The sequence below is a fragment of the Candidatus Dependentiae bacterium genome (genome assembly GCA_016871815.1).
GTDB lineage: Bacteria > Babelota > Babeliae > Babelales.
Map to the genome: position 1 here is coordinate 43,923 of VHBT01000004.1, position 21,962 is coordinate 65,884.

Consider the following 21,962-nt stretch of genomic DNA (forward strand, 5'->3'; position numbering starts at 1 on the left):
AAAGAGCGCGGTTTTTACAACCGCGCTCTTTTTATTGTAAATATCTAAAAAATTATTCTTGATCTTCTTCGCATGATCTTACCGCAACATCAGCAATATCTCGACTTACAGCTTCTTCTACTAATTCATTTGTCATTGCTGAAACAGTCGCTTCTGAATCTAAAACAGCCCTAACTTCTGCAACAGCTTCTTCATCAAGCGATCTTACAGGTTCATCAACAACAAGATCTAGTGGGCGAATGCTAAAGTATAAATTTTGATGACGCGCAACTCCGCCAAGCTCACTGAATTTTTCAAGATTTTTCAATGAAAACTCTGAAACATCAACACCTCTAACTCCCAACGAATTGAGCATGTTTGCTGTTGATTGAGAATCAATTAACGCTTCAGATTTTCCAGTAAACCAATCACGATATTGACCAAGGTAACACTCAACAGTACTTCTTAATGCTTCTGATTGCGCACCTGCTGCTTCTAACAATTCCGCTTGAATTACATCCATGCGGTGCAAACATTTATGTGCTGTTTCATCAAGAGCATTAAATGCCGATAAATCAACTGCTCCAGATCTGGTTACCGCAAGCTCCACAAACTGCCGTGTTGCCCCTTCAACAGAATCATACAACATCAGCTTCCAACCATTTGAAAGATATTCAACAAACAGGCCGTATTTTTCAATCAAAAAGTTCAAGAAAACTTCAACGTTAGTTGGGATTCCAGCAATCGCCGAAACTACCGCTTCGCCTGTTTCTACAAGCATATCGCCGACCGCAACAACAGCCTCTCCGATTTCCCCAAGAGCCTCACTGCTTGCTTGAATAGCCTCACCAACTTCTTCTTGTGCAACTGCGATGCTTTCCTGAGCCTGGGCAACTTCTTCTTTCCCCTGTTGATCTGTAAGATTTCCAAGTTCTTGTAACGTCTGATGAAGCGCTAAAACGGTTGTATGAGCAAGCGCCTGGATATTTTCTTCGCAGCAACCAGGACCAGGAAGAACCTCTACTCCCGGGCCATTTTCAATTTTAAGGTTTGGAATTTCATGTGTTACAAAATGTTCAGAATCAGGTTCAGGAAGCAAAACCTCTTCTTGTCCTTGAGAAACTTCATCAAGCTCTTCTGATTCTACTGCCATCACTTGCGAGTCAGAAAAAACATTTTGTGGAAAATGTAATGCGCTCAACGCCATTAACAAGATTATCAATTTTTTTGACATAATTTCTTCTCCCCCCTGTAGAGATTCTTAATCTTACACTCTCGTTGTTCAAACAACAGAACAAAATAACAAGCTCCCCAGAATCATCTCACAAAACAAGGCTGAAGGTGAACTAAACAAAAAAAATCTTTACAAGAAGTGCAAGCAAACCGTTGGTATCAAAACAAAAACTACCGAAGCTTAGTCTTTTTATTTTGATCATTTGCTGCCTTAAGATAAGCAACTATATACTAAACAATTTTCAATACCATTTTTGGTCTGTTGCTTTAATTTTCAGGCTCAACATATTCCGCCAAATCTGAAAGATAGTCTTGCAAATCAATTAATTTATCATGGAAAAGCTCTAGATCTTTTTGAGAATATTGATTAAAAGATTTTAAATAAAAAATTTCAGAAAGTTCTCCTAACGTTTCCTTAACTTGCGCAACCATTTTTTCTGGTAATTGTTTTTCGTATCTTTCGATAGCGATCTGCAATTCTTGTTCGATAAACTCAAAAACTCTTATTTCATGGCTTCCATAATAAAATTTTTTAGATGCAGACCCTACACAAAAAGCGCTAAGATCTTGAAAATTATTTAACACACTGCATCCAAGAGCCGTTATTAAGCTAATTTTAAGATTAGAAATAAATTGAAATCCTACGTCGTGTATAAAAAAAGAAATTATTACACAGAGAGGTAGAATAGTCACCAGCGCAGGACAAGCCTCTTTTCCTATCAAAATTAACAGTCTCAATCCCTTAAGGGCCTCTTTTGATTGTTTCCACGATAAAATCGTTCGTGGAGAAATCGAGTAAATCGTTTTTAATCGCTTTTGCATTTCAGCAACTGTTTTACACTTCCACAATTCCGAGCGCAGGTTTATTACTCCATTCGGCTCGAATCGCTTGCGAGCATAAAGAGGTTCAAGATAGTGCATCTTCTGCATTAAAAACAACGCATACAAACGCGTTTTTTCTGCTTCAGTTGCTTTTGCTTGCGAAATCAATTGCAACATAAAATAATCACTTGAATGTGCTCCCAGCATATCTTTTATCTCTTGATTTTCTGGAGAAGCTCCAAACCTAACAAGCCCTCGAGCATACTCTCGCTCTTTTGAAAGCAAAATTAATCTAAGATTTGTATAAGAAAATGCCTGACCTTCAAAACAAACTCCCTCATCTGCAAGAGATATTTCGCATGGGGCTTGAGAAGCAAAGCCAAACAAAGTAAAGAAAAATACAAGCATAAAAAACATGCTAATCTCCAAATACCAAAAAGAAGCTAAATCCAGATTAGCATTTTATGCAAAACAACCCATTCTTGAGTTTTTTAAGTTAAAAATATCTATAAAAAATACTTTTTGAGCACATCGGGTTTTCACCCTGTAATACTCTACTCAAAATAGGCCTTAAACCGCGTAATCGCCTTTATGTATAACGTATTTACAACTACGATCGGCAGAAGTCCAGTCAAAATACTTACTCCCATTCGACAAGCCACAAGAAGTAAATACATGATTCCACTTACAAGCATTGTAAAAATGCCCATTTCCGAAAATAATGCTGTAAAAAGCTGAACAACAAAGGACGTAAGCCCCGCCAGGGAATAAAAAGAAATCTCAAAAAGCCCCTGAACGATAATAATAATCGGCAAAAAACGTAAATATGAAAGTAAGCCCCTTTTGATAGACAAACGAAGATCAACCGCTGTTGGTTCTGCATCAAAAAAGAAGAGCATCGCAAATGTCCAGGCGCCAATAAATGGTGAAAACAGATGAGTTGCCATAAAAAAAGAATAAATAGGGAAGAAAAGCACAACAAATAAAAAGTATTTCGAAAAAATTTGTATGAAATACAAAATACCTTTTTCTTCTTGTGTAGGACGCGCAAAAAGAACAATAACAATTGAAAAAAGATATGAACTTATAAAATTAACGAGCAACAACAAAAAAATTCCGCTCATTGAAAGATTTACCGGCGCAAATCCTCGCAAAAAATCATAGATGCCACTAAAGCCCAACGATTGTAATGTGGGCATAAAAACAAGTGGTAATACAATTCCAAGCGCCATTAAAAACGCTCCAAAAAGCCAAAAGTGATTGAATAGCGACCAAATAACTCTTTGAGCATTCAAGAAAGATATTAAAAAAATATTTTTTAATTCATGCCAAACAAGCAATTCGAGACATGGTGCAAAAAAAACCTTCACCCAATTCATACACCCATACTCCTAAAAATTTTTTATCCAATTTCAAAAAACTCGTCACAATAGCCATTATCAGAAAAGTTTTGACACATTGTCATTTTATCATGTATGGTCAAAAAGAGAAATTCGACTACCACTTCATATAGTCAAGACCCTCAAAACTCGATATCCTGCTTACAGTCTAAAACTATATTTAAATCGGAAAACACTATGGCAGGCAACGGAAAAGATTCGCAATCATCTGACTCAAACTCTCAAAAACTTATTATTGTAGAATCTCCTGGAAAAATAAAAACCATTTCTAAGTTTTTAGATAGCAACTTTAAAGTTGTTTCCACCGTTGGCCACATCAAAGACCTTCCTGAAAAAAAGCTTGGTGTTTCAATCGATGAAAAAACAGGTTTGATAGAACTTGAATACGTCGCCCTCAGCGGAAAACAAACAGTTATCACTGATATTTGCAAACAAGCTGTAAAATGCAGTGAAATCTTCCTCGCAGCCGATCCGGATCGCGAAGGAGAAATTATTGCGTGGCACATTGGCGAAGAAATCGCAAAAGTTTTAAAAAACAAAGCTAAAATCCATAGAATTTCATTTAACGAAATCACAAAACCTGCCGTCCTTGAAGCTGTGCAAAATAAACGCGATATCGATATGGCAAAAGTAGAAGCTCAGCAAGCTCGTCGCGTACTTGACCGCTGGGTTGGGTATGAGGTTTCGCCTCTTTTGTGGAAAAAAATCACCAAAGGCCTTTCTGCTGGACGCGTGCAATCTGCAGCTGTTTTACTGATTTGCAATCGCGAAGAAGAGATCCGAAACTTTAAACCAGAAGAATCATGGTCTGTTCATGTCTTGTTCTCGGTTGGCAAAGAAACACTGCTCGCTGAACTCTTTAAAATCAAACAAAAAGCAGCAAAAATTAAAACCGAAAAAGATGCGCTTGAAATTGTAAAAAGTATTCAAGAGACGCTTTTTTCTATCACAACGATCACGGAAAAAGATCGCCTACGAAATGCCCTGCCTCCATTTATGACCAGCACACTCCAGCAAGATGCCTACAATAAGCTTGGTTTTTCTGTAGACAAAACAATGACGCTTGCTCAAAAACTGTACGAAGGGGTTGCTCTTTCAGACCCTAACAGCCCTGAAGCGCTGATTACCTACATGCGAACCGACTCGCTGCGTATTTCCGACACGGCACTTGATGAAGCAAAAAAATATATCGTCGGCCAATATGGCAAAGAATTTTATCCCTCAAAAACTAATATTTACTCAAAAAGCGGAGCTCAAGACGCCCACGAAGCAATTCGTCCAATTAGCGTAAATATTTCGCCCGAAAAGGTAAGTGCATTTGTCGAACCAGACCTTGCAAAACTCTACAAACTGATTTGGCAACGATTTGTCTCCTCCCAGATGGCGCCAGCTAAATATTTTCAACGACAAATATTAATCGACGGCAAAGAGTACACTCTCAAAGCAACTGGCTCTACGCTCGTTTTTGAGGGCTGCTTAAAAGTCTACTCAGTCGAAGAAGAAGGCGACGAAGAACAAACAACAAAAATTCCAAAAGCAATAGCAGTTGGACAATCGCTTGAACAAAAAGAAGTTTCTAAGAAACAGCATTTTACACAACCTCCAGCTCGCTACACAGAAGCAACCATGATTAAAGAGCTCGAAAAACGTGGAATTGGTCGCCCAAGTACCTTTATGGCAACCCTTTCAACGATTCAAAAGCGTGGATACGTCAATAAAAATGCTAAGCGATTTCAACCAACAGAACTTGGCGAAACAGTTAATGGATTTCTCACAAAAAACCTTCCCGATATTTTCAACATTACCTTTACCGCAACGATGGAAGAAGATCTGGATAAAATTGCAAACAATGAAGCAAAGCGCGATGCGGTGCTTAAGCTTTTTTACCAAAAACTTAAAGAAGATTTAGAAAAATTAGGCGAAGTCCCAAAAGGAAAAACAACAGTCATAACCGATATCGATTGCCCAAAATGTGGCAAAAAAATGGCGATTAGATTCGGAAAAGGACAACAGTTCCTGGGATGTACCGGCTTTCCAGAATGCAGTACGACTTCAAAATTTGAACGTGACGAACAAGGCAAAATTACATTAATCGAACAAGAACCTCTGCCAACAGTTGATGAAAACTGTCCAAAATGTGGTACCGGAATGGTTACGCGGATTGGACGATATGGACCATTTATCGCCTGTCCAGGATATCCAAAATGCTCCTACATTAAACAAGAAGTATTTGAGCATCCATGCCCAAGCTGTGGCAACTCAATTGGCAAAAAAACCTGGAAAAATGGTGTCTTTTGGGGCTGTAATTCGCATCCAAAATGTACCGTTGCGTTCTCTGGAGAAATTAGAAACACCCCATGCCCGCAATGCAATACCCCGTTCTTGGTCTATGGACCAAGAACAGGATTAAAGTGCTGCAAATTGGGTTGCCCATTTGTTTCTCAAGAATAAAAATTGTTAGCGACACAAGCAAAATTGACCAGCTATTAATACCTGGTCAATTTTATTATTAATTACAAAAGCCATAAGCGCATAATGAATTTATCAAGATACTAAGTTATACTTCCATCGAATGTCATCGGCAGTCTTTTTACAATGAACGACCAACTCATCAAATGTTTTTTTCATGAATAAAGAAGACGTGGAAATTAGGTTTTTATTTAATAAAAATTCTATGTTCGCATAAGGATCCAAGAAACAAATAATTTCATCTTGAGGAAAATCCGCTTCTATTTGAAGCTGCACACAAACCCCTTGCCTGTTTACATAATTATTAACGGGAAATTCTCCCCAGGCCACAATCATGTTACACGCCACAGCCAACTTTAAGGCGAAATGCTTGCGTGATCCAAAAAACCCCAAAAGATTTGGGTACTTATTATCAAAATACGCTTGAGCAAAAAGCTGCTCTGAAGATGAATTGTCTGCTGAATCAAGAGAAAAAGTTTTTCTCTCGTGCTCTGCTAATAATGAGACCCTATCCCTAATCAACAACGGCTTACTATCTTTCAGGGCATATTGAGCAACTGAATAGTCACCTCTCAAATAACGGCATGACAATAAATCAACTATATCTTCTTCTACTATTGGCTTTAGGTAATCATCTGCAATAACGATTAATGGAGCAAGCTCACAATTCCATCTTGCAAAGTCAAGAGCCCTTAAAGCCGCAACAAAGCGCTTATCTCTCAGCACGCCCTCTGAAATAATAAAAATAAACCTCGCTCCACATTCTCTGTATGGTAAATCACGAGAAAAGCGCGGATGATAGCCGCCATGATATCTCGTAACATCATCTAAGTTGTCTAGCGCACTTACATCACTCAACGCGCAAACATAATATGCAAATCTATTAACTCCACTTTCGTAATTCCATTTTTGCTGAGGATCGTTCGCCCCATTAAAATAAATTGATGCAATTTTTGCGGCCGGATGAGACTTGGTAAGCTCAGTTATTACTGCATCCATAAGTTTTTGAATATCAAGGGCTACCTGCACAGAAGCCTGAGGAGAGCTCGACGGATACACATGAGCCACCCAAGTTACAACACCAACTATCACCAATAAAAAAGCTAGTACTGTTTTTTTCACTTTATTAATACCTTTTTTGCATCAAAATTACATTTAAAGTGTAGCATATTTGTTATTTAAGTATTTTTTATTTAAAAATCATGCAAAAAAACATTTTTAACGCTATTTAACGACCAAAAAAATTTCAAGATCAGTTATTCATCCAGATAAACCAATTCAGGTACATTGCAAAAAAGAGCCAAAAAGCGTATGGAGCGAATAAGAAAGAAATATTTTTTGTTCGCTCATCTGTATACAGCTCATAAATCAAAAAACAAACCGTAAAGACAAGCGCAATCAAACAAATGAGGGCCGCTCCAATTGATTTATACGCAAAAAACAATGGCGACCAGGACCAATTCAAAATTAACTGAAAAACATACAATTTTTTTACCAAGGTTAAATCAAAAATAATCCCAAGATCCCAAATCATCCAACCCCCAAGCGCAATCAAAATGTATAAAATCGGCCAGACAATACCAAACGTATAATTGGGAGGAGTCAACGGCGATCGATTGATATGCTCGTACCAATCTGGAATAGCACCCCTGGTTATTTTTCCAAGAACAAAACTCATTGCTAATAAAACAAAAATCCAGACAAAAAGCTGCGCTGCTTTTTTAAAATTAATCATCATAAAAAGTCTCTTAACTTCTAATTAATACAAAATTAAGGTAAACCCGATGAATCTAAAAATTAAACATTCTTTATAAAAAGATTATTAAGTTACGGCTATTTTTTAAAATCAGCTAACGAGTAATTGTTAAACAAAGCTATTTCTGCGTTCTTTTTAGTAAGTACTGTAGAAAAATCTTTCCAAAGCAAACGGCCAAATCTTTGTGTAACAAAAATACTTAAACCCAAAAAAGCAAACAGTCGCGCATAATTTCCCCATGCATTTCTTTCTTGAGTTGAATATCGTTTGTATATCTCTTCGCTACCAGCAATTGTCATCATTATTCCCGCAAAGCAAATAAACAGATTTGTTATTCCAACAATACCTAAAGATGATTTTTGCCCGAGGTTAAAAAGAATACTAAGTAAAACAAACTTAATTTCTTCATTACACTCCGGATTTTCAGATTCCATCACCAAGCGAGCTGATAAGAATTTATTTTCGTGCTGCTCTATGACCAAAAACACTTTAATGAGTTGCAATTCTGTTTTAATAAAAAAAGTAGTAGATTTTTTTTCCTGCCAAGCCTGCAAAATCAATTTCTTTAATCTATCCAAACCATCTGATTTTGCGGTAGCAATATTCACACTTATTTCAGTTGCTATGGATGGCTTTGAAAACCAATAAAAATAAGTATTAATAGCCTGTAAGTCCTGCTCGGATGACAAATCTACGGTCAAAACCGTATTTTCCTCACCAAAAGACTCCCTGTTTGGTATACCTGCTCCTTGCTCTACCCCAACAAGACAAATTTCGCCAGACAGCTGATATGCTCCATAAAACTCAAGCCCATTAGCTAATGTCTTTCTGAGATAGGTTGATGGACCCTGTGCAGCATGAGTAGAAACCACAGCTTCTTCGCTTACATCGTTCTCGTGAACAATATCGCTGCCAAAAACAGGTGAAAGGAAAACAAAAAAGATCAAAATATATTTATTCATAGAGGTTACAAGTTACTTAAAAACAGATCTAATATACTAAAAATATAACAAATAAACGTTATTTAAAGCCTCAAAGCACAACCTAAAAAACAAACCCTTTATTGTGAAAAAACGCTCTACAATTTGATTCAGACTGAATCAAATTGATCAAAAACAATAAAATGTTGAATAAAAATTACATCACCCGGCATGAGACAAACAACATGCAGTGCAAAAATATTGGCGATAAGAGTTATTTAGAAAAATATTTAGCAGTATTTCGAGCTCTTTTGATAACCTCATCAAGAAACGCTTCTTTGGTTTTTGGGACTCTTTTTATATCTTTCGTAAAAATGCGCTCACGAACATGATAGGTAGGAAATTCAGCATATTTTTCTGGGCGAGACCAAAAGTTGTATTCCAAATAATCTTCTCGATCAAGAACAATAATTTTTTGATTCGCATTTTTATACGTTCTGTCTTTGTAGTAAGGAATATCAAAATCTCTTAACGTATCTCTCGACCGATGTATTTTCTGTCCTTCTTCCAATGTTTGCCATTCGCCACTTGTAAGCACCACAATAGTTAGCTTGCCTCCACGCGGTTTAATTCCAGCAATTTTTTCTTTATCGTCACACCGCACAACCGCAAACTCACGACCAACTTTTACTTTTAAATCTTTAAACAACTGCTGCATGGTGTAGGTAACTGCAAGATTTTCTTCTTCGTCTGTGAATTTTTTAACACCATCGATCATTTGCTTTTTTTCAATAGCTTCTTTGCATAATGCAACCAAGCCCTCAAAGGTCGAAGGCTCACTTGAAAAGTCACCCGTTAATAGTGTGTCTCGATTAAACTTGAAGGTCATGGAATGTGAATCCAAAAAACAAACTATCTCATTTTCAGGGGCTGAAGCATAATAAGCATGGCGTTCTTCATACAAATTATACCGCGAAATATTGCCATTTTTGCTTACATAACAACAATAAGACGGCTGCCTTTGAGAACCTGAATCCGGTTGTTCATATTCCCCAACTTCATTCCAAGACACTGTCATGTTACACGTTTTTGCTAATTTAACTGCGATATATTGTTGAGATCCACCAGTTACCCTGCGAGCCAATGCTTTATTGAAATACGCCTGAGCAAAGCGTTCTTCTGCTGACACTGCGCTCGTACAATCAAGGTTAAAAATCTTTCTCGTGTGTTGTGCTAATCCTTTAAATCCATCCCGAATTAACACGGGCAAACCATTTTGAAATGCATACTGATCAACAAAAAAAGAATTCCTATAAATATCGCAAAAATTATCACTGGCCAAATCAAGCAACACTTCTTCAGCAACAGGATTATGATAATTCTCTGGAACAATAATCAGTGATTGCAAACCCCGACAACTCATAACTACAGCAGAAAAAGCTGCCACAAAACGCCTATCCTTAAGTATGCCTTCTGAAATAATAAGAAAAAAAGTTTTGTATCCTGCAGTGCCTTCTGGGAATGCGCTCAAAAAGCGCGGTACATATTTCGAATCAATACTACTAACATCATCTAGAGCAGCTATATCACTCACCGCGCAAACAACCGCAGCCTTATCTACAAGATTACAAACTCTCGTCTGTTCATCATGCACCCCATTAAAGTGGATTGTTGCAACAGTATAATAACGGGGAGAAAAGGTTTTATGGTACTCTCCAACAATCGCATGAATAAGTTTTTCCATATCAAGACTTACCGCTTGAGCTGATTCAGGCTCACAAGACTTTTCAGCGCCGCCCCCCATACCTACCTCAGCGCATTCCTGCGTCAGACCTTCAGGATTTACATTTTTTTTGTACACCTGAACCACGCAAGCTGCAGCACAAGCCACCGCAAAAAAGAATACCATTCTTTTTATCTTCATCACTTAATACCCAAATTATCTCAACAAAAACTATGTAAAATACTCAAAAAAATCCAAATAGCTTCGGCGGCAAAAACCCCTGATGCGATCGGCATATATTTTTTATCTTTACCAAGCACTTGGTTAATTCCCGCTCCAAATAAAAATGCAAAAACAAGCTCTTTTGGCATCAACAATCCACCAAGAACCATCGATGGTGACATTTTACAAAACCGTAAAACAATTCCAACCATGAGGCCAAAAACTAAGCTTAATAAATCAAAATCGAATGATTTTATGAGAAGAGCTCGAGCATATCCGCGAAACCCAAAGAACTCCGCCGAGCCAAGCTGCAAATGCGAACACAATATAAAAAATCCTGCAACCACAAAAATTGATGCCAAACAAATCGCAGCAACATGAATCCAGTACATTGTCGATCGCTTCATTTTTAATTCATCTGCTAATCGATACTGAAAAAGCATGCTGCCAGCAACCGCTCCAGAAATAGAAACAGCCGCAGAAACCAAAACGGCATGAAACGCAGAAACTCTAAAAAAAACCAACGCTGGCAACATCACAAATGTTGCAAATCGCCCAAACTGTACCAATCCAATTTGTCCAGCCATCAAAGTCATTTGATATACCGCAACAAGCACTGCTCCAAACAGAAAAAGTATTAGAAAAGGGTCTTTAATTCCATATGGCCACAAACCCGCTATTGCAAAAAGAGATGCTAGGAAAAAATACTCGACCCGAACCGTGCAGCTGATCTTTTTGATAAACGATAAAAAATTTTCACTCTCCGCGGGCTCTCTTTCTGAACTCAAAAAACTGTTAATTTTTTTGATCGCAGTTACAACAAATTGCCCACCACCAAAAAGCAAATCGGTCAAAACCAGTCCGCTACTCACAGCAACAAAATATTGCTCAAGAGAAATCGCGTGAACTTGATGAGCAAAATAAAAATAATGCACCGGCTTAAACAAGCAATATTTAAGGCAAATCCCTACAAGCAAGCCAATCGCCATAGTCTTGCCTGCGATAAACCCAACCGCCCAAATCGTTGGCGTAATAAGCCCTGAAAATAGAGTTGCGCCCCCCTGCACAATACTTGGTACAACTCGCGCACTTGCAAGAATGTTTGCAAGTTTTCTTATCAAACACAACGCTGCTCCAAGCACCCCCCCCCGCAGCAAGAAAGAAAATTCTTCTTTTTCATGAGATGCGCTAATCGTTGTTTTTACCAACTCTGCAACGGGAACCTTAAGGGCTGAATCTTTCAAAAGTGATTGCGCAAAAAAATGCCCAATGAGTAACCCAACCATTCCCCACGTAAAAATAAATATGACGACTGGCCCAATGCCAACAAAAGTTCTTGCCTGAAGAATAGTCGTAAAATGCGTTGAATCTATAAAAAAATATGCTGGAAACGTAAACGCAACCGCTGATGCAATCAAACCGGTCGAGGCCCCAAGCGCTTGAATCCCTGCCAAATTCTGCCCTACGTTTTCAGAAAATATCCCAAAAAGACGCATAAGGGCTGCAGTTGAAAGGACTATAACTGGCGAGATCCATGGACCGATTCCACTTGAGATCGAGATATAAAGCAAAACAATACTTGCAAGAACAGCAAAGAAGGTTGATACTAAAAACATAAAAACTTTGTTCATCAACGATCCTTTTACAGCTTGGTAAAACCAATACACACGAATTTATCGCAAGAATGTTACGTAAGCAAATGGATGGCGATCTTTCATGTTATGAAATAGCTACCCAAAAAAAGCGAGGAACACCGGATGAAAGTACTGTATTTATTCATTCTAAGTATCTTTATTACTCCTAATTTAGAAGCATCAAATCAATCATCACATAAATCAAACGCAGATTCTCTTTGTTCAGAAAATTTTCACGAACAAACGTTTCTTTCGCTGCTTGAAGAATACCAAGACTACACAAAACACAAGCCCAAATCTCCCTCAGAAGACCCAGTAATCAGCGATTTTATGAAACGGCTGTCAGCTCAAACAAACCACATCGAAACAGAAATAATAAACACAAAGCTCGGACTTGCTGATCGCAACCAAAAAAGCCTGGCTCGGCTCAAACATTACAATTCAGCCGCAAAAACAGCTCTCAAAGAACTTCAAAAAAGACAGGGTCAGGTTCAGTTTTTAAAAGAAAGCAATTCGATCTTGGAGCAAGAAATAAGCTTGGCTCAGAATCAAAAACCAGCTCTGACCGCATTCAGCAGCTTTCGAGAAAGCTTGCTACATTCGCCGCTACTTACGCTTTGCTAAAAGCACTGCAATTATCTTAAAAATCCATTTTCATGGATATTTCTTCCTGAGATAAAGTGCCAATGTAAATGCATCACTGATTGGCCTGCAGCTACACCATTATTCGCAATAATATTAAATGCCTGGTCCCCTGGAAGTTGAGCCGCCAAATATTGAACCGTCTTTACCATAATCGCTGCCATGCGAGCATCAAACCCAGGGTCCTTCATGTCCTTAACAACTGTTTTGGGAATAATCAAATAATGAATAGGAGCCACCGGATTAATATCCTTGATGACAATAACATCAGAATCTTCATGCACAATTTGAGCAGGAATTTCACGATCAATTATTTTTGAAAAAAGAGTTTTTTGCATATCAACCTCAGAAAAAAGAAAGAGGAGAATAAAAAAGAATTGGTGCCGAAGATCGGAGTCGAACCGATACGATATCACTATCGCGGGATTTTGAGTCCCGTGCGTCTGCCTGTTCCGCCACTTCGGCCAGCACATTTCAAAGAGTACCACACCAGAATCACGCGTCAAGGGAATAATGCGCTACTATAAACATCTTTTCAGAAAAAACAGCTATTTATGCATAAAATAACACGCTTTTTTCAGCATCTTTGCTATGCTCTGCGGCAAGCACTTAAAATTCAAATAAAAAACGAGATTGCCATGAACACAAAAAAATCTTTACTGTTTTTTTTTCTCTTTTTATCAATTTCAACGATTAATTCAATTGATTTACATAAAAACATCGCCTCAGGGCTTCGTTTTCATACCACAATTTGCTCTCGTACATGAATTACTATCTGCATGAAGACGAACAACTAGACCCCGAGCTCATCAGACCACTCAAAGACGACCTTGCCCTTGAGCATATATTTACACATCTTAATTTTTTTCTCGAAAAAGCATCCAGCGATCATGGCGAAAAAATTGCTCTGATTTTTTTAAAAGAAATCCTAACAACACAAATTGCTTTTTCATCTGGATTAACACTGGCAAATGATATTGAAGTAGCAGAAGCGATCCGCCGAGAAATAAGCTCTATGAAAGAAGAACTTGATATCATATCAGGATGTTTAGCCGCCGCACACGCCCCGCTACCATCGCATTCATTATTTATTTCCCCTCAAAGCACTTCACCGTCTTCCTGGGGCGATAGCTATAGTCCAGAAGAAGAATCTTTAATGAGTCTTGTGTATAGTGGGCATGAGGATTCTGATGACCAAGACGAAAGCCAGACAAGCTATTCAAGCCGATCTGATTCTTCATCCGGATCAGAAACAATCTCCCCTGAATCAACTCGTCGATGAAAAAACTTGCAAAAAAACTATTTTAGATTTCTTCTAAAAGATATTGTTTACTCTAAACCTCAAAATTATGATTTACGTTCAATCTCGACTCAAAAAATACACGATCGACAAAGAAAAATACCGCTCATTTGTACAAAAAATACTCAATGAGCTTGATTACCCAGATTTTGATATCAGCATCATTTTTACAACGAATAAAGCTATTCATAACTTAAATAAACAATTTCGCAATAAAGACAAGCCAACCGACGTGCTCTCGTTTCCGCATCACCCAACCCTCAAGGCTGGAAAGCGAATTAAAGTTATCTATGACGACGACAAAGCACTCGGCGATATCATTTTATCGGTAGAGTATATCGATAACGCAGGCCCCGTATTTGGAAAAACACTTGAGGAAAATATCGAATATTTAATAGCACACGGAATTGCACATCTTTTGGGTCACGATCACATCAAAGACAATGAATACAAGGTAATGCGCAGGCTCGAAGAACGAATTTTACGCACAGCAAGAAATAATTGATGCAAAAGCCCGATTGACAGACAGCCCACTTACAGGTACGATTTGATTTGGTTACCCCTTTGGGGAAAAAGCGCCCATAGCTCAATTGGATAGAGTACCAGACTACGAATCTGGCGGTTAGAGGTTCGACCCCTCTTGGGCGCACCATGTTTGCTTAAATGCTCACAAAAAATGATCATTGATATAATTAAAATATAAAAAAGCCTGGAGAGATGGCTGAGAGGTCTAAAGCGCTTGCCTGCTAAGTAAGTATTTGGGGAAACCTGAATCGAGGGTTCGAATCCCTCTCTCTCCGCCACAATGCACCAATAACTTTTTTTATATTTTATCCCGCTGGAGAGATGGCTGAGCGGTTGAAAGCACCGGTCTTGAAAACCGGCATACCTTAACGGGTATCGTGAGTTCGAATCTCACTCTCTCCACCATAAAATCATTTACCTAAAAACTATTAATTCCTATGGTTTTCTTCACCTTTATTTTCAATCCGAAACCACTAAAAAACTTATTTTTCAAAAAATGGCTCTTTTTTAGTCCGTAAAAAAGATAAGTCTCAAGCGCATCTCTTTTGTTAGAATTTAACAACAATGAACACTTTTTATATTAAAAAACGGAACACTATGTCAAAAAAGACTTTTCTTGTTATTTTTTACCTATGTTTTGCAATTCAAGCAGCCAACAGCGCTGATGAAGTAACTTCTACCACAAAAACGATTGAACACCTCATTCCGTCAACCGAAGTAAAGCTTTTTTACGTCCCCTGCGCAACACAACTGCCGACAGGCAATTTCCATGAAATTGATCTAAAACTCGTTAACAAAACAACCTTGCAAGAATTAGGCTCTAAAAGTGAAATCCAGCAAGCAATAAAAGAGCGTAAAAATTTTATTTTTAGACTTAAACATCCTATTTCGGGTAAATCTGTTGTTTTGCAAGTAACATTCAATGCCCAAAACCCAACTCGCTCATTTGGAGTTCAACTCCCGCCATACACTGACGTTCGCATCTACGGAACCGAAAAGCACTGCTCGCGAGAAATTGAGCAGTTTGCTCTTTCTCTTTTTGTTGAACCAAAAACCTCTTCAAGGAACGCTCTTTTTTCCCTCTTGGGACTTGTGGCGACGGGCATAATTGGACTTGCTGCAAAAGAACCTCTTCTTAATTGGTGGGATCTGCGCAAACCCGTTGCGCGCTCAAAATACAAGGAAAAAAAAGCCGCCCTTGCCGAAAAAATAAGCGCGCTTGAAGCGCAAGTCGCTAGACTTGAAGACGAAAAAGAAGCCCTTGAGTCCACAATGGACGAAAAAATTGAAAGCGTGGTTACAAAAAGAGCAGCAGAAATGACCGCTCAAAAAACAAGTAACCTTGAAGCGGATAAACAAAATGCTTATTCCGCTCGCCAACTAGCAGAGGAAAGACTTATCGCAGCACAACGTGAACTTTTGGACCTACAAAGAGAATTAGAAGTTCTTGATCGCGATCACAAAAAACTTCAAGCAACTCATACCGCTCAGCAACAAGAAGTCTTAGCACTTCGTCGTAGACAACCAGTATCGAGCACCACAGAAACCATCACAGACGAATCACTTCCTATTCTCGGGGGCGAAGAAGAGTCAAAAACAACTGAAGATATACCAGTCGAACCAGGCTCAACGCTTACAAGCGCGTATATCGCAACTCTTGCAAAAGAAAAGCTGCTCGCAGCTGGCTGCAAAAAAAAGCTTGTCACGCTGTCCAACCTTGCCACGCAACCAATCGACCTTACTGCCGGACTTACAAAATGGCTAACGTCCGATGAGATTTTAATTCTTACTTACTCAGAGATACAAAAGGACAATAATGCGGTTTATATCTTCCTCCTAAAAAATAGCGAATCTCGATTCAAAAGATTTCTCTTACTCAACGACTGGATAATCCCAACAATAGATATTGCATCACAAGAAATTGTTAAACGGCAAGCCTTTTTGGTACATGACTCATGGAACAAAATTGTGCCAATGCTAGAAGAGGATACAGAAAAAAAACCAACAGTTGCAGCCTGGTCAATGACCCAGACAAGTGAAGACCAAGAGTTCAATCCTTTGCTCTGGCGAACAGGCTCCCGAGAAGGATTCATCGATGGCCGACAAGTATCAAAAATCCTAGTCGATCTTGAGCAACTTCCTCAGACAATTTCGCCCGAGCTGCAAACAATGAATAAGTTTTTCGAGCTCGGATTGGAAGCACAATCATGAAAATAAATAAATGGTGTATTCTTTTTGTGAGTCTTTGCTCTTTTGCAAATCCAAATGTGGTAGAACCTCTAAGCGATGAAACCGAACAAGAAATTTCAACTCTCAATAAATCGTTTCCCACGCAGCTAGAAGATCTAGAAGATGCGAAAGAAACTCCCATCCTAAGCAACCCATCAAAGCTTGAAATTATTATAACGCACAAAAAGACGTCCGATTTCCCACGATCAGTTAGAACGATTTTATTCTCAAAGGCACCCAAAGATGGAAAAATCAGGGTTACTTCATCAAGCTCTGGACTTGCAGATCGACTACATGATCAAATTAAAAATCGCAGATCCGGAACAATTTTTTTTAAAAATGTAAAAAATCAAACCGATAATTTTTGTGTAGAATTTATTTTCTCAAAAACACACACATCGTGTCTTTCGATCATTATTTATTACAACAACCAACTACTTCCTACCCAAATTGTCGAGTTTGTAAAAACATTCACCACGGCCCAACCACCGATAAGCAAAAAAACAATGTTTCTGGTTCCTGCCTTGCTTGCGTCTGGACTTTTTTTGTTCACCAATAACCAATACAAACGAATGGCTCGCGCCAAGACCTTTTTGCTCTACCGCAAGTGCAGAGCTCAATTCGCAAAAAGGTTTATCCCTATGCCTGGATCAACTCCAGCGCAAATAATAAAGCAATTTTTTGAAGAAAAAGGATCAAAAAAACAACTTTTTACCACGCAAGATCTTTGGGGGACGACCGATCTTGCGGGCGTTGAAGATTTTTTTACCAGTGGAAAGCGATGGGTAGGCGAAAAAGAAGAACCTGCAGCACCAAGAAGAAATCGTTACAACTACAGATATCCCCAAGCCCCAACTCGAATGGCAACAGCAGATGAACAAGGAATTTTAATCGTCACAATCACAGAACTGCTAACGCATCCTAAACTGCTACAATTTCTAACGGATAATTGCGAGATTAGCCACAATGAAACCAGAAGCCGTGAAAGCCTTGCTACCGGAACTGGATATGGAACAAATTATAGCAGAAACCCAACCCAATCTATCAAAACGGGAAACAGAATTTTAATCATCAACGATAACACAACAGCCTGCGATCCAAGATTCAAAGACAAGAGTGGCATAAAGCTTGGGACCGCTGACTCGCTTTATGGAAAAATTGATTCACGACTCTGGGGTGAAATCGAAACGGATTTATGCTCTGACCTATATTCTGATAACCTAAAACAAATAAATAAATTTTTTGATCTTGGCGCAACGCTTATTTAAAAGCTTTAAATTTTGAGTTAAATTAACTTGCGAAATAAGTGATTTAACTCAAAAACAACCCTCCCTAAAATAATTCATCGCGCTTTACACCAAGCAGATATGCTTATAATCGAAATACAGCAACCTTAAAAAGGCCCTCATTTATCCAAAGCTTTTTTACACGATGTTATTACTTTTTAAAAAATAATAACGCTCGGGCAAAATGATTTAACGATAGGAACTTGTTTGATTTTCAAGATCTGTTTAGACTATGCCTTAAATTTGCAGAGTAGAATTAATCAAGGTTTTCGATGATTACATTTGCCTATCCGTGGGTATTGGCGATCGGCTTTTTATCATTAATTGCATGGTTATTTTTTGCACACCTTCGCAAATTTGCCATCGTATATCGCTACTCTCAGCCCTCAACTCTGGCCCCTCACACTCAGCAACTTCCTGCAGCAACAAAATTGCTTATTGTTCGCTCGTTATTTTTTGCAACACTTGTACTACTTGCAGCTCGTCCACAAAAAATAGATGAAAAATCTCGAGTAAAAGTAGATGGTATCGACATCATTCTTGCGTTAGACGTTTCCCGATCGATGATCGCTATCGATGACCCTCGCGACCCGCGCTCACGAATTGAAATAGCAAAAAAAGAAGCCTGCTCTTTTATCAATCGTCGAGAAAACGACGCCATTGGCTTAGTCATCTTTGCTGCTGACGCATTGTCTCTCTGCCCACTCACCCTAGACAAAAAGTTACTTACCGAACTTACCAGTGAACTTCTTATTGGCCGAGTAATTGATGACACAAACACTTTTATTGGATCGGGCCTTGCAACAGCGATCAACAGACTCAGAAATTCAAAAGCTAAAAGTAAAGTTATCGTCCTTATCACCGATGGAGCATCTGCTCCTACCGACCCATTTGATCTTAACCAAGCGATTGAAATTGCAAATATTTTTAAAATAAAAGTACATACAATCGGTATTGGAAGCTCATCTGAGGCATATACTAAATTGCCAGATGGCAGAATTGTTCGCGCTGCCGGAGACTTTCAGCCCGACATGAGAACCCTCAAAAAAATTGCCGATAAGACTGGTGGTTCATGCTTTGAAGCAAAAAAAACCAGCGAACTTGAAACCATTTATAAAAAAATTGATGAACTTGAAAAAACTAATTACGAAACAACCCTGTACGCACGCAAAGATGAATTGTTTTTGTGGTTTGCCATTCCCGCTCTCTTGCTTTTTGTTATTGAATTTGTTCTCAAAATTTTATTGTGGAGGATGCCAATTTGATGTTCAGCGCTAACACGATTACTTTTGGAGCACCAACCTATTTACCGTTTATTTTGATTACTGGATTTTGCATACTTCTTTTTTATTTTTTACAGTTCAAGCGATGTAGTAAATGGATCGAATCGGTCTCAAAAAAAGACACCCGAAATTTTCTTTTTACCGGACTTTCATCTTTTCATCGCACCGCACGGTTTGCAACAATTACCTGCTTTCTTCTTTTGTTTTTAATCAGCTTTATTCGCCCTCAGTGGGGAAAATCCGAAAATATTGTTCAGAGAGAGGGAAGAGACGTTGTTGTAGCCCTTGATATTTCTCGCAGCATGCAAGGAAGCGATGTTCTGCCAACCAGACTAGAAGCCGCCAAATTAAAACTGAAAGTCCTACTCTCTCGATTGCACTGCGAACGAATGGGGCTTGTACTCTTCTCGGGATCTGCATTCACCCAGTCGCCTCTGACAATCGATTATGATGCATTTATGTCATACCTTGATCAAGTAGATTCGGAAATGATCGCATCTGGAACAACCGCGATCGACAAAGCGCTCTTAAAAAGCGCAAAGCTCTTTGAATCAGACGAAAACAGTGGAACTAAAATTATTTTACTTATCACCGATGGCGAAGATTTTTCATCACACCTTTCTGAGGCGAGTGAAATAATAAAATCAAAAAACATTCAAATCATAGCTCTTGGAGTTGGGACCGAAGAAGGAGCGCCAATTCCTAAAAAAGATCGTACTGGAGCAATTATCGGATACGAAAAAACAGCCACAGGAGATCTTGCGCTTTCAAAGCTCAACATAAAACGGTTACAGGAAATAACGCAAAAAATATCTGGACACTGTGTTGCCTCAACTCTTGATGATCAAGACATTGACTCGGTTGTAGAATATATTCAAAAGCTCGAGAAAAAACGGTTTGATGATAAAAAAGTATCACTACACGAAGAACGATATCCGTTTTTTATCTCAGCTGCTGCGTTTTTTTACGCACTCCACTCATTAATTTAACAGGGATGATATGAAATACCTTTTTTTTATACTCACCTATATTTTTTGCGCCCTCCCATGCTCCGCATTTTCTTGGTGGCCTTTTGGCAAATCAAAAGCAGCTCAACCAGATACATACCAACAACTCATCCAACAACAACTAGAAAATCCATTCGATCCTCTCATCAATTACAATCTTGGGGTTCTTGCTCACAAAAAAGGTAATAATTCCCTTGCGCAAGCATCATTCGACCGAGTGATTGAAGCAAAAATTGAAGCTGGAAAAGATCTATTTTCTCGATCAGCTACAAATTCAGGATCTATTTTTGCCAAAAATGCTTCCACAACACTTGAAAGCCTACAATGGCAAGAAAAAGTAATTCCAGATGATATCCTGGAAACACAACTTGCAGGACTTGATAAAGCTGTTGCTCGATACGAACTTGTCGACCCAGAGTTTGATCCAGCAACCCAACTTTCAACCCTCAAGCAGGAACTTATCGATTTTAAAAATCTTGTTATCGAACGACAAGAACAACTTAAAAAAGAAAAAAAACAAAACAACGATCAAAAACAAAACAACAAAAACGATAAGCAGCCACAAGATCAAAATCAAAAAAACAACGAAAGCAATCAAGATCAACAAAAAGATCCAAACAACAAATCTGATTCAAGCGATCAGAAAGAAAATGACCAAACATCTGATCAAGAAGAAAAATCCGACGATACGCCAAACAACCAGTCCTGCAACAATCAATCAAAAAAACCAAACAATTCATCCCCACAAAAAGACTCCAATAATCAAAATGATACTCGTGAAAAAGAAAAAGAATCTGGCGAAAACAACCCTGCAGACAAACAAAACTCTGCAGATAAACAAGAAGAAGAAAACCATTCTGATGAGCCACAGCAGCCAGAACCAAAAGAAAAAAAACCGCATCAAGATAATCCCGGCAAAGATTCTGGCGATGATGAACAACAAACAGACAGCTCTTTGAATGAACAAAAAGAAGAGCAATCAAACGAGCAAGCCGATGCTAACCAAAAAGACTCCGAAAGCCATGCAGATGATGTTAAAAAAAATCTTGGACAAGAAGAAGCTATGGATTCAGATGAATCTTTAAATCAAAATCAAAACGAAACAACGCAAGAAAAAGCTACCTCAGAAAACACCCAATCGGCCGAAGATGAATCTGCAGATAATTTGAAAGAAGAACAGACAGAGTCCCAAACTGAAAAAACCAAACCCTCAACATCTGCATCCGGTCAAAAAAGCAAATCTCTCGATCAATCAAATAATTCTAACCCCGCCTTCGAACAACAAGCAGCTCAAGAAGAAGCAGGTGCAATAAACGAAAACGAATCTTCTGCTCAAGAAGAAAGCGAAGAACAATATGGTTATTGGCATGAACAAAAAGCTGATGAAACTTCGTCAGAAAAAGCTGCCCGCATGCTTTTACAAAAATTTTCAAAACACGAAGACGAACTTCAGAAAGAACGCTTTGCTAAACGAACAGCCCTCAGCGGCGCGCAACAAGATAGATCAAAAAATAATTGGTAAAGGATACTCA

General features: G+C 38.5%; 18 protein-coding genes and 4 tRNA genes. 12 read left to right on the forward strand and 10 right to left on the reverse strand.

Annotated elements, in window-relative coordinates; translation table 11 throughout:
* Positions 1-52 precede the first annotated feature (52 nt).
* The 3 genes from FJ366_01590 to FJ366_01600 form a co-directional block, all read right to left on the reverse strand.
* Positions 53-1,213 (reverse strand): hypothetical protein, encoded by a 1,161-nt coding sequence (locus FJ366_01590; protein MBM3894268.1) that lies wholly within the window; start codon positions 1,211-1,213, stop codon positions 53-55.
* 266 nt (positions 1,214-1,479) lie between these two features.
* Entirely contained in the window at positions 1,480-2,451 is a 972-nt protein-coding gene (locus FJ366_01595) for a hypothetical protein (protein ID MBM3894269.1), read from the reverse strand.
* A 137-nt stretch (positions 2,452-2,588) separates the two neighbouring features.
* A complete protein-coding gene (locus FJ366_01600; GenBank protein MBM3894270.1) occupies positions 2,589-3,266 on the reverse strand; it encodes a hypothetical protein in 678 nt (225 codons plus the stop codon).
* 243 nt (positions 3,267-3,509) lie between these two features.
* On the opposite strand from FJ366_01600, the gene topA reads away from it, so the two are divergent.
* Positions 3,510-5,885: a type I DNA topoisomerase gene (gene topA, locus FJ366_01605; protein MBM3894271.1), complete on the forward strand. Its 2,376-nt coding sequence runs from the start codon at positions 3,510-3,512 to the stop codon at positions 5,883-5,885.
* 93 nt (positions 5,886-5,978) lie between these two features.
* Here the strand turns inward: topA and FJ366_01610 are convergent, their stop codons facing one another.
* The 5 genes from FJ366_01610 to FJ366_01630 all read right to left on the reverse strand — a co-directional run bounded on the left by FJ366_01610 (position 5,979) and on the right by FJ366_01630 (position 12,155).
* Complete coding sequence (locus FJ366_01610) at positions 5,979-7,025, reverse strand: hypothetical protein (protein MBM3894272.1); 1,047 nt, start codon at positions 7,023-7,025, stop codon at positions 5,979-5,981.
* 130 nt (positions 7,026-7,155) lie between these two features.
* Positions 7,156-7,641 carry a tryptophan-rich sensory protein gene (locus FJ366_01615; protein ID MBM3894273.1) on the reverse strand — a complete coding sequence of 162 codons (486 nt, stop codon included), beginning with the start codon at positions 7,639-7,641 and terminating at the stop codon, positions 7,156-7,158.
* Positions 7,642-7,736: 95 nt separating this feature from the next.
* Positions 7,737-8,621, reverse strand: a complete 885-nt coding sequence (locus FJ366_01620; protein MBM3894274.1) for a hypothetical protein — start codon at positions 8,619-8,621, stop codon at positions 7,737-7,739.
* Positions 8,622-8,853: 232 nt separating this feature from the next.
* A complete protein-coding gene (locus FJ366_01625) occupies positions 8,854-10,488 on the reverse strand; it encodes a hypothetical protein (protein MBM3894275.1) in 1,635 nt (544 codons plus the stop codon).
* A 35-nt stretch (positions 10,489-10,523) separates the two neighbouring features.
* Positions 10,524-12,155, reverse strand: a complete 1,632-nt coding sequence (locus tag FJ366_01630) for a hypothetical protein (protein ID MBM3894276.1) — start codon at positions 12,153-12,155, stop codon at positions 10,524-10,526.
* A 126-nt stretch (positions 12,156-12,281) separates the two neighbouring features.
* Between FJ366_01630 and FJ366_01635 the strand changes: the two genes are divergently transcribed.
* Positions 12,282-12,782: a hypothetical protein gene (locus FJ366_01635; protein MBM3894277.1), complete on the forward strand. Its 501-nt coding sequence runs from the start codon at positions 12,282-12,284 to the stop codon at positions 12,780-12,782.
* Positions 12,783-12,793: 11 nt separating this feature from the next.
* Here the strand turns inward: FJ366_01635 and FJ366_01640 are convergent, their stop codons facing one another.
* Both FJ366_01640 and FJ366_01645 read right to left on the reverse strand, forming a co-directional pair.
* The gene (locus FJ366_01640; protein ID MBM3894278.1) at positions 12,794-13,138 is read right to left on the reverse strand and encodes an HIT domain-containing protein; all 345 of its coding nucleotides are present in this window, start codon (positions 13,136-13,138) and stop codon (positions 12,794-12,796) included.
* 40 nt (positions 13,139-13,178) lie between these two features.
* Positions 13,179-13,265, reverse strand: a tRNA-Leu gene (locus FJ366_01645).
* Between the two features lie 298 nt (positions 13,266-13,563).
* Here FJ366_01645 and FJ366_01650 point away from each other — a divergent pair.
* The 10 genes from FJ366_01650 (at position 13,564) to FJ366_01695 (ending at position 21,952) form a co-directional block, all read left to right on the forward strand.
* Complete coding sequence (locus FJ366_01650; protein ID MBM3894279.1) at positions 13,564-14,082, forward strand: hypothetical protein; 519 nt, start codon at positions 13,564-13,566, stop codon at positions 14,080-14,082.
* A 67-nt stretch (positions 14,083-14,149) separates the two neighbouring features.
* The gene (ybeY, locus tag FJ366_01655) at positions 14,150-14,605 is read left to right on the forward strand and encodes an rRNA maturation RNase YbeY (GenBank protein MBM3894280.1); all 456 of its coding nucleotides are present in this window, start codon (positions 14,150-14,152) and stop codon (positions 14,603-14,605) included.
* 70 nt (positions 14,606-14,675) lie between these two features.
* A tRNA-Arg gene (locus FJ366_01660) sits at positions 14,676-14,752 on the forward strand.
* Positions 14,753-14,811: 59 nt separating this feature from the next.
* Positions 14,812-14,903 (forward strand) — tRNA-Ser (locus FJ366_01665).
* Between the two features lie 37 nt (positions 14,904-14,940).
* Positions 14,941-15,030 (forward strand) — tRNA-Ser (locus FJ366_01670).
* Positions 15,031-15,222: 192 nt separating this feature from the next.
* A complete protein-coding gene (locus FJ366_01675; GenBank protein ID MBM3894281.1) occupies positions 15,223-16,836 on the forward strand; it encodes a hypothetical protein in 1,614 nt (537 codons plus the stop codon).
* Complete coding sequence (locus tag FJ366_01680; protein MBM3894282.1) at positions 16,833-18,122, forward strand: hypothetical protein; 1,290 nt, start codon at positions 16,833-16,835, stop codon at positions 18,120-18,122. The genes FJ366_01675 and FJ366_01680 overlap by 4 nt, the downstream gene beginning before the upstream one ends.
* Before the next feature lie 290 nt (positions 18,123-18,412).
* Positions 18,413-19,405, forward strand: a complete 993-nt coding sequence (locus FJ366_01685) for a VWA domain-containing protein (protein ID MBM3894283.1) — start codon at positions 18,413-18,415, stop codon at positions 19,403-19,405.
* Positions 19,405-20,412: a VWA domain-containing protein gene (locus FJ366_01690; GenBank protein ID MBM3894284.1), complete on the forward strand. Its 1,008-nt coding sequence runs from the start codon at positions 19,405-19,407 to the stop codon at positions 20,410-20,412. Before FJ366_01685 ends, FJ366_01690 begins: the two co-directional genes overlap by 1 nt.
* 10 nt (positions 20,413-20,422) lie before the next feature.
* Complete coding sequence (locus FJ366_01695) at positions 20,423-21,952, forward strand: hypothetical protein (GenBank protein ID MBM3894285.1); 1,530 nt, start codon at positions 20,423-20,425, stop codon at positions 21,950-21,952.
* Positions 21,953-21,962 lie beyond the last annotated feature (10 nt).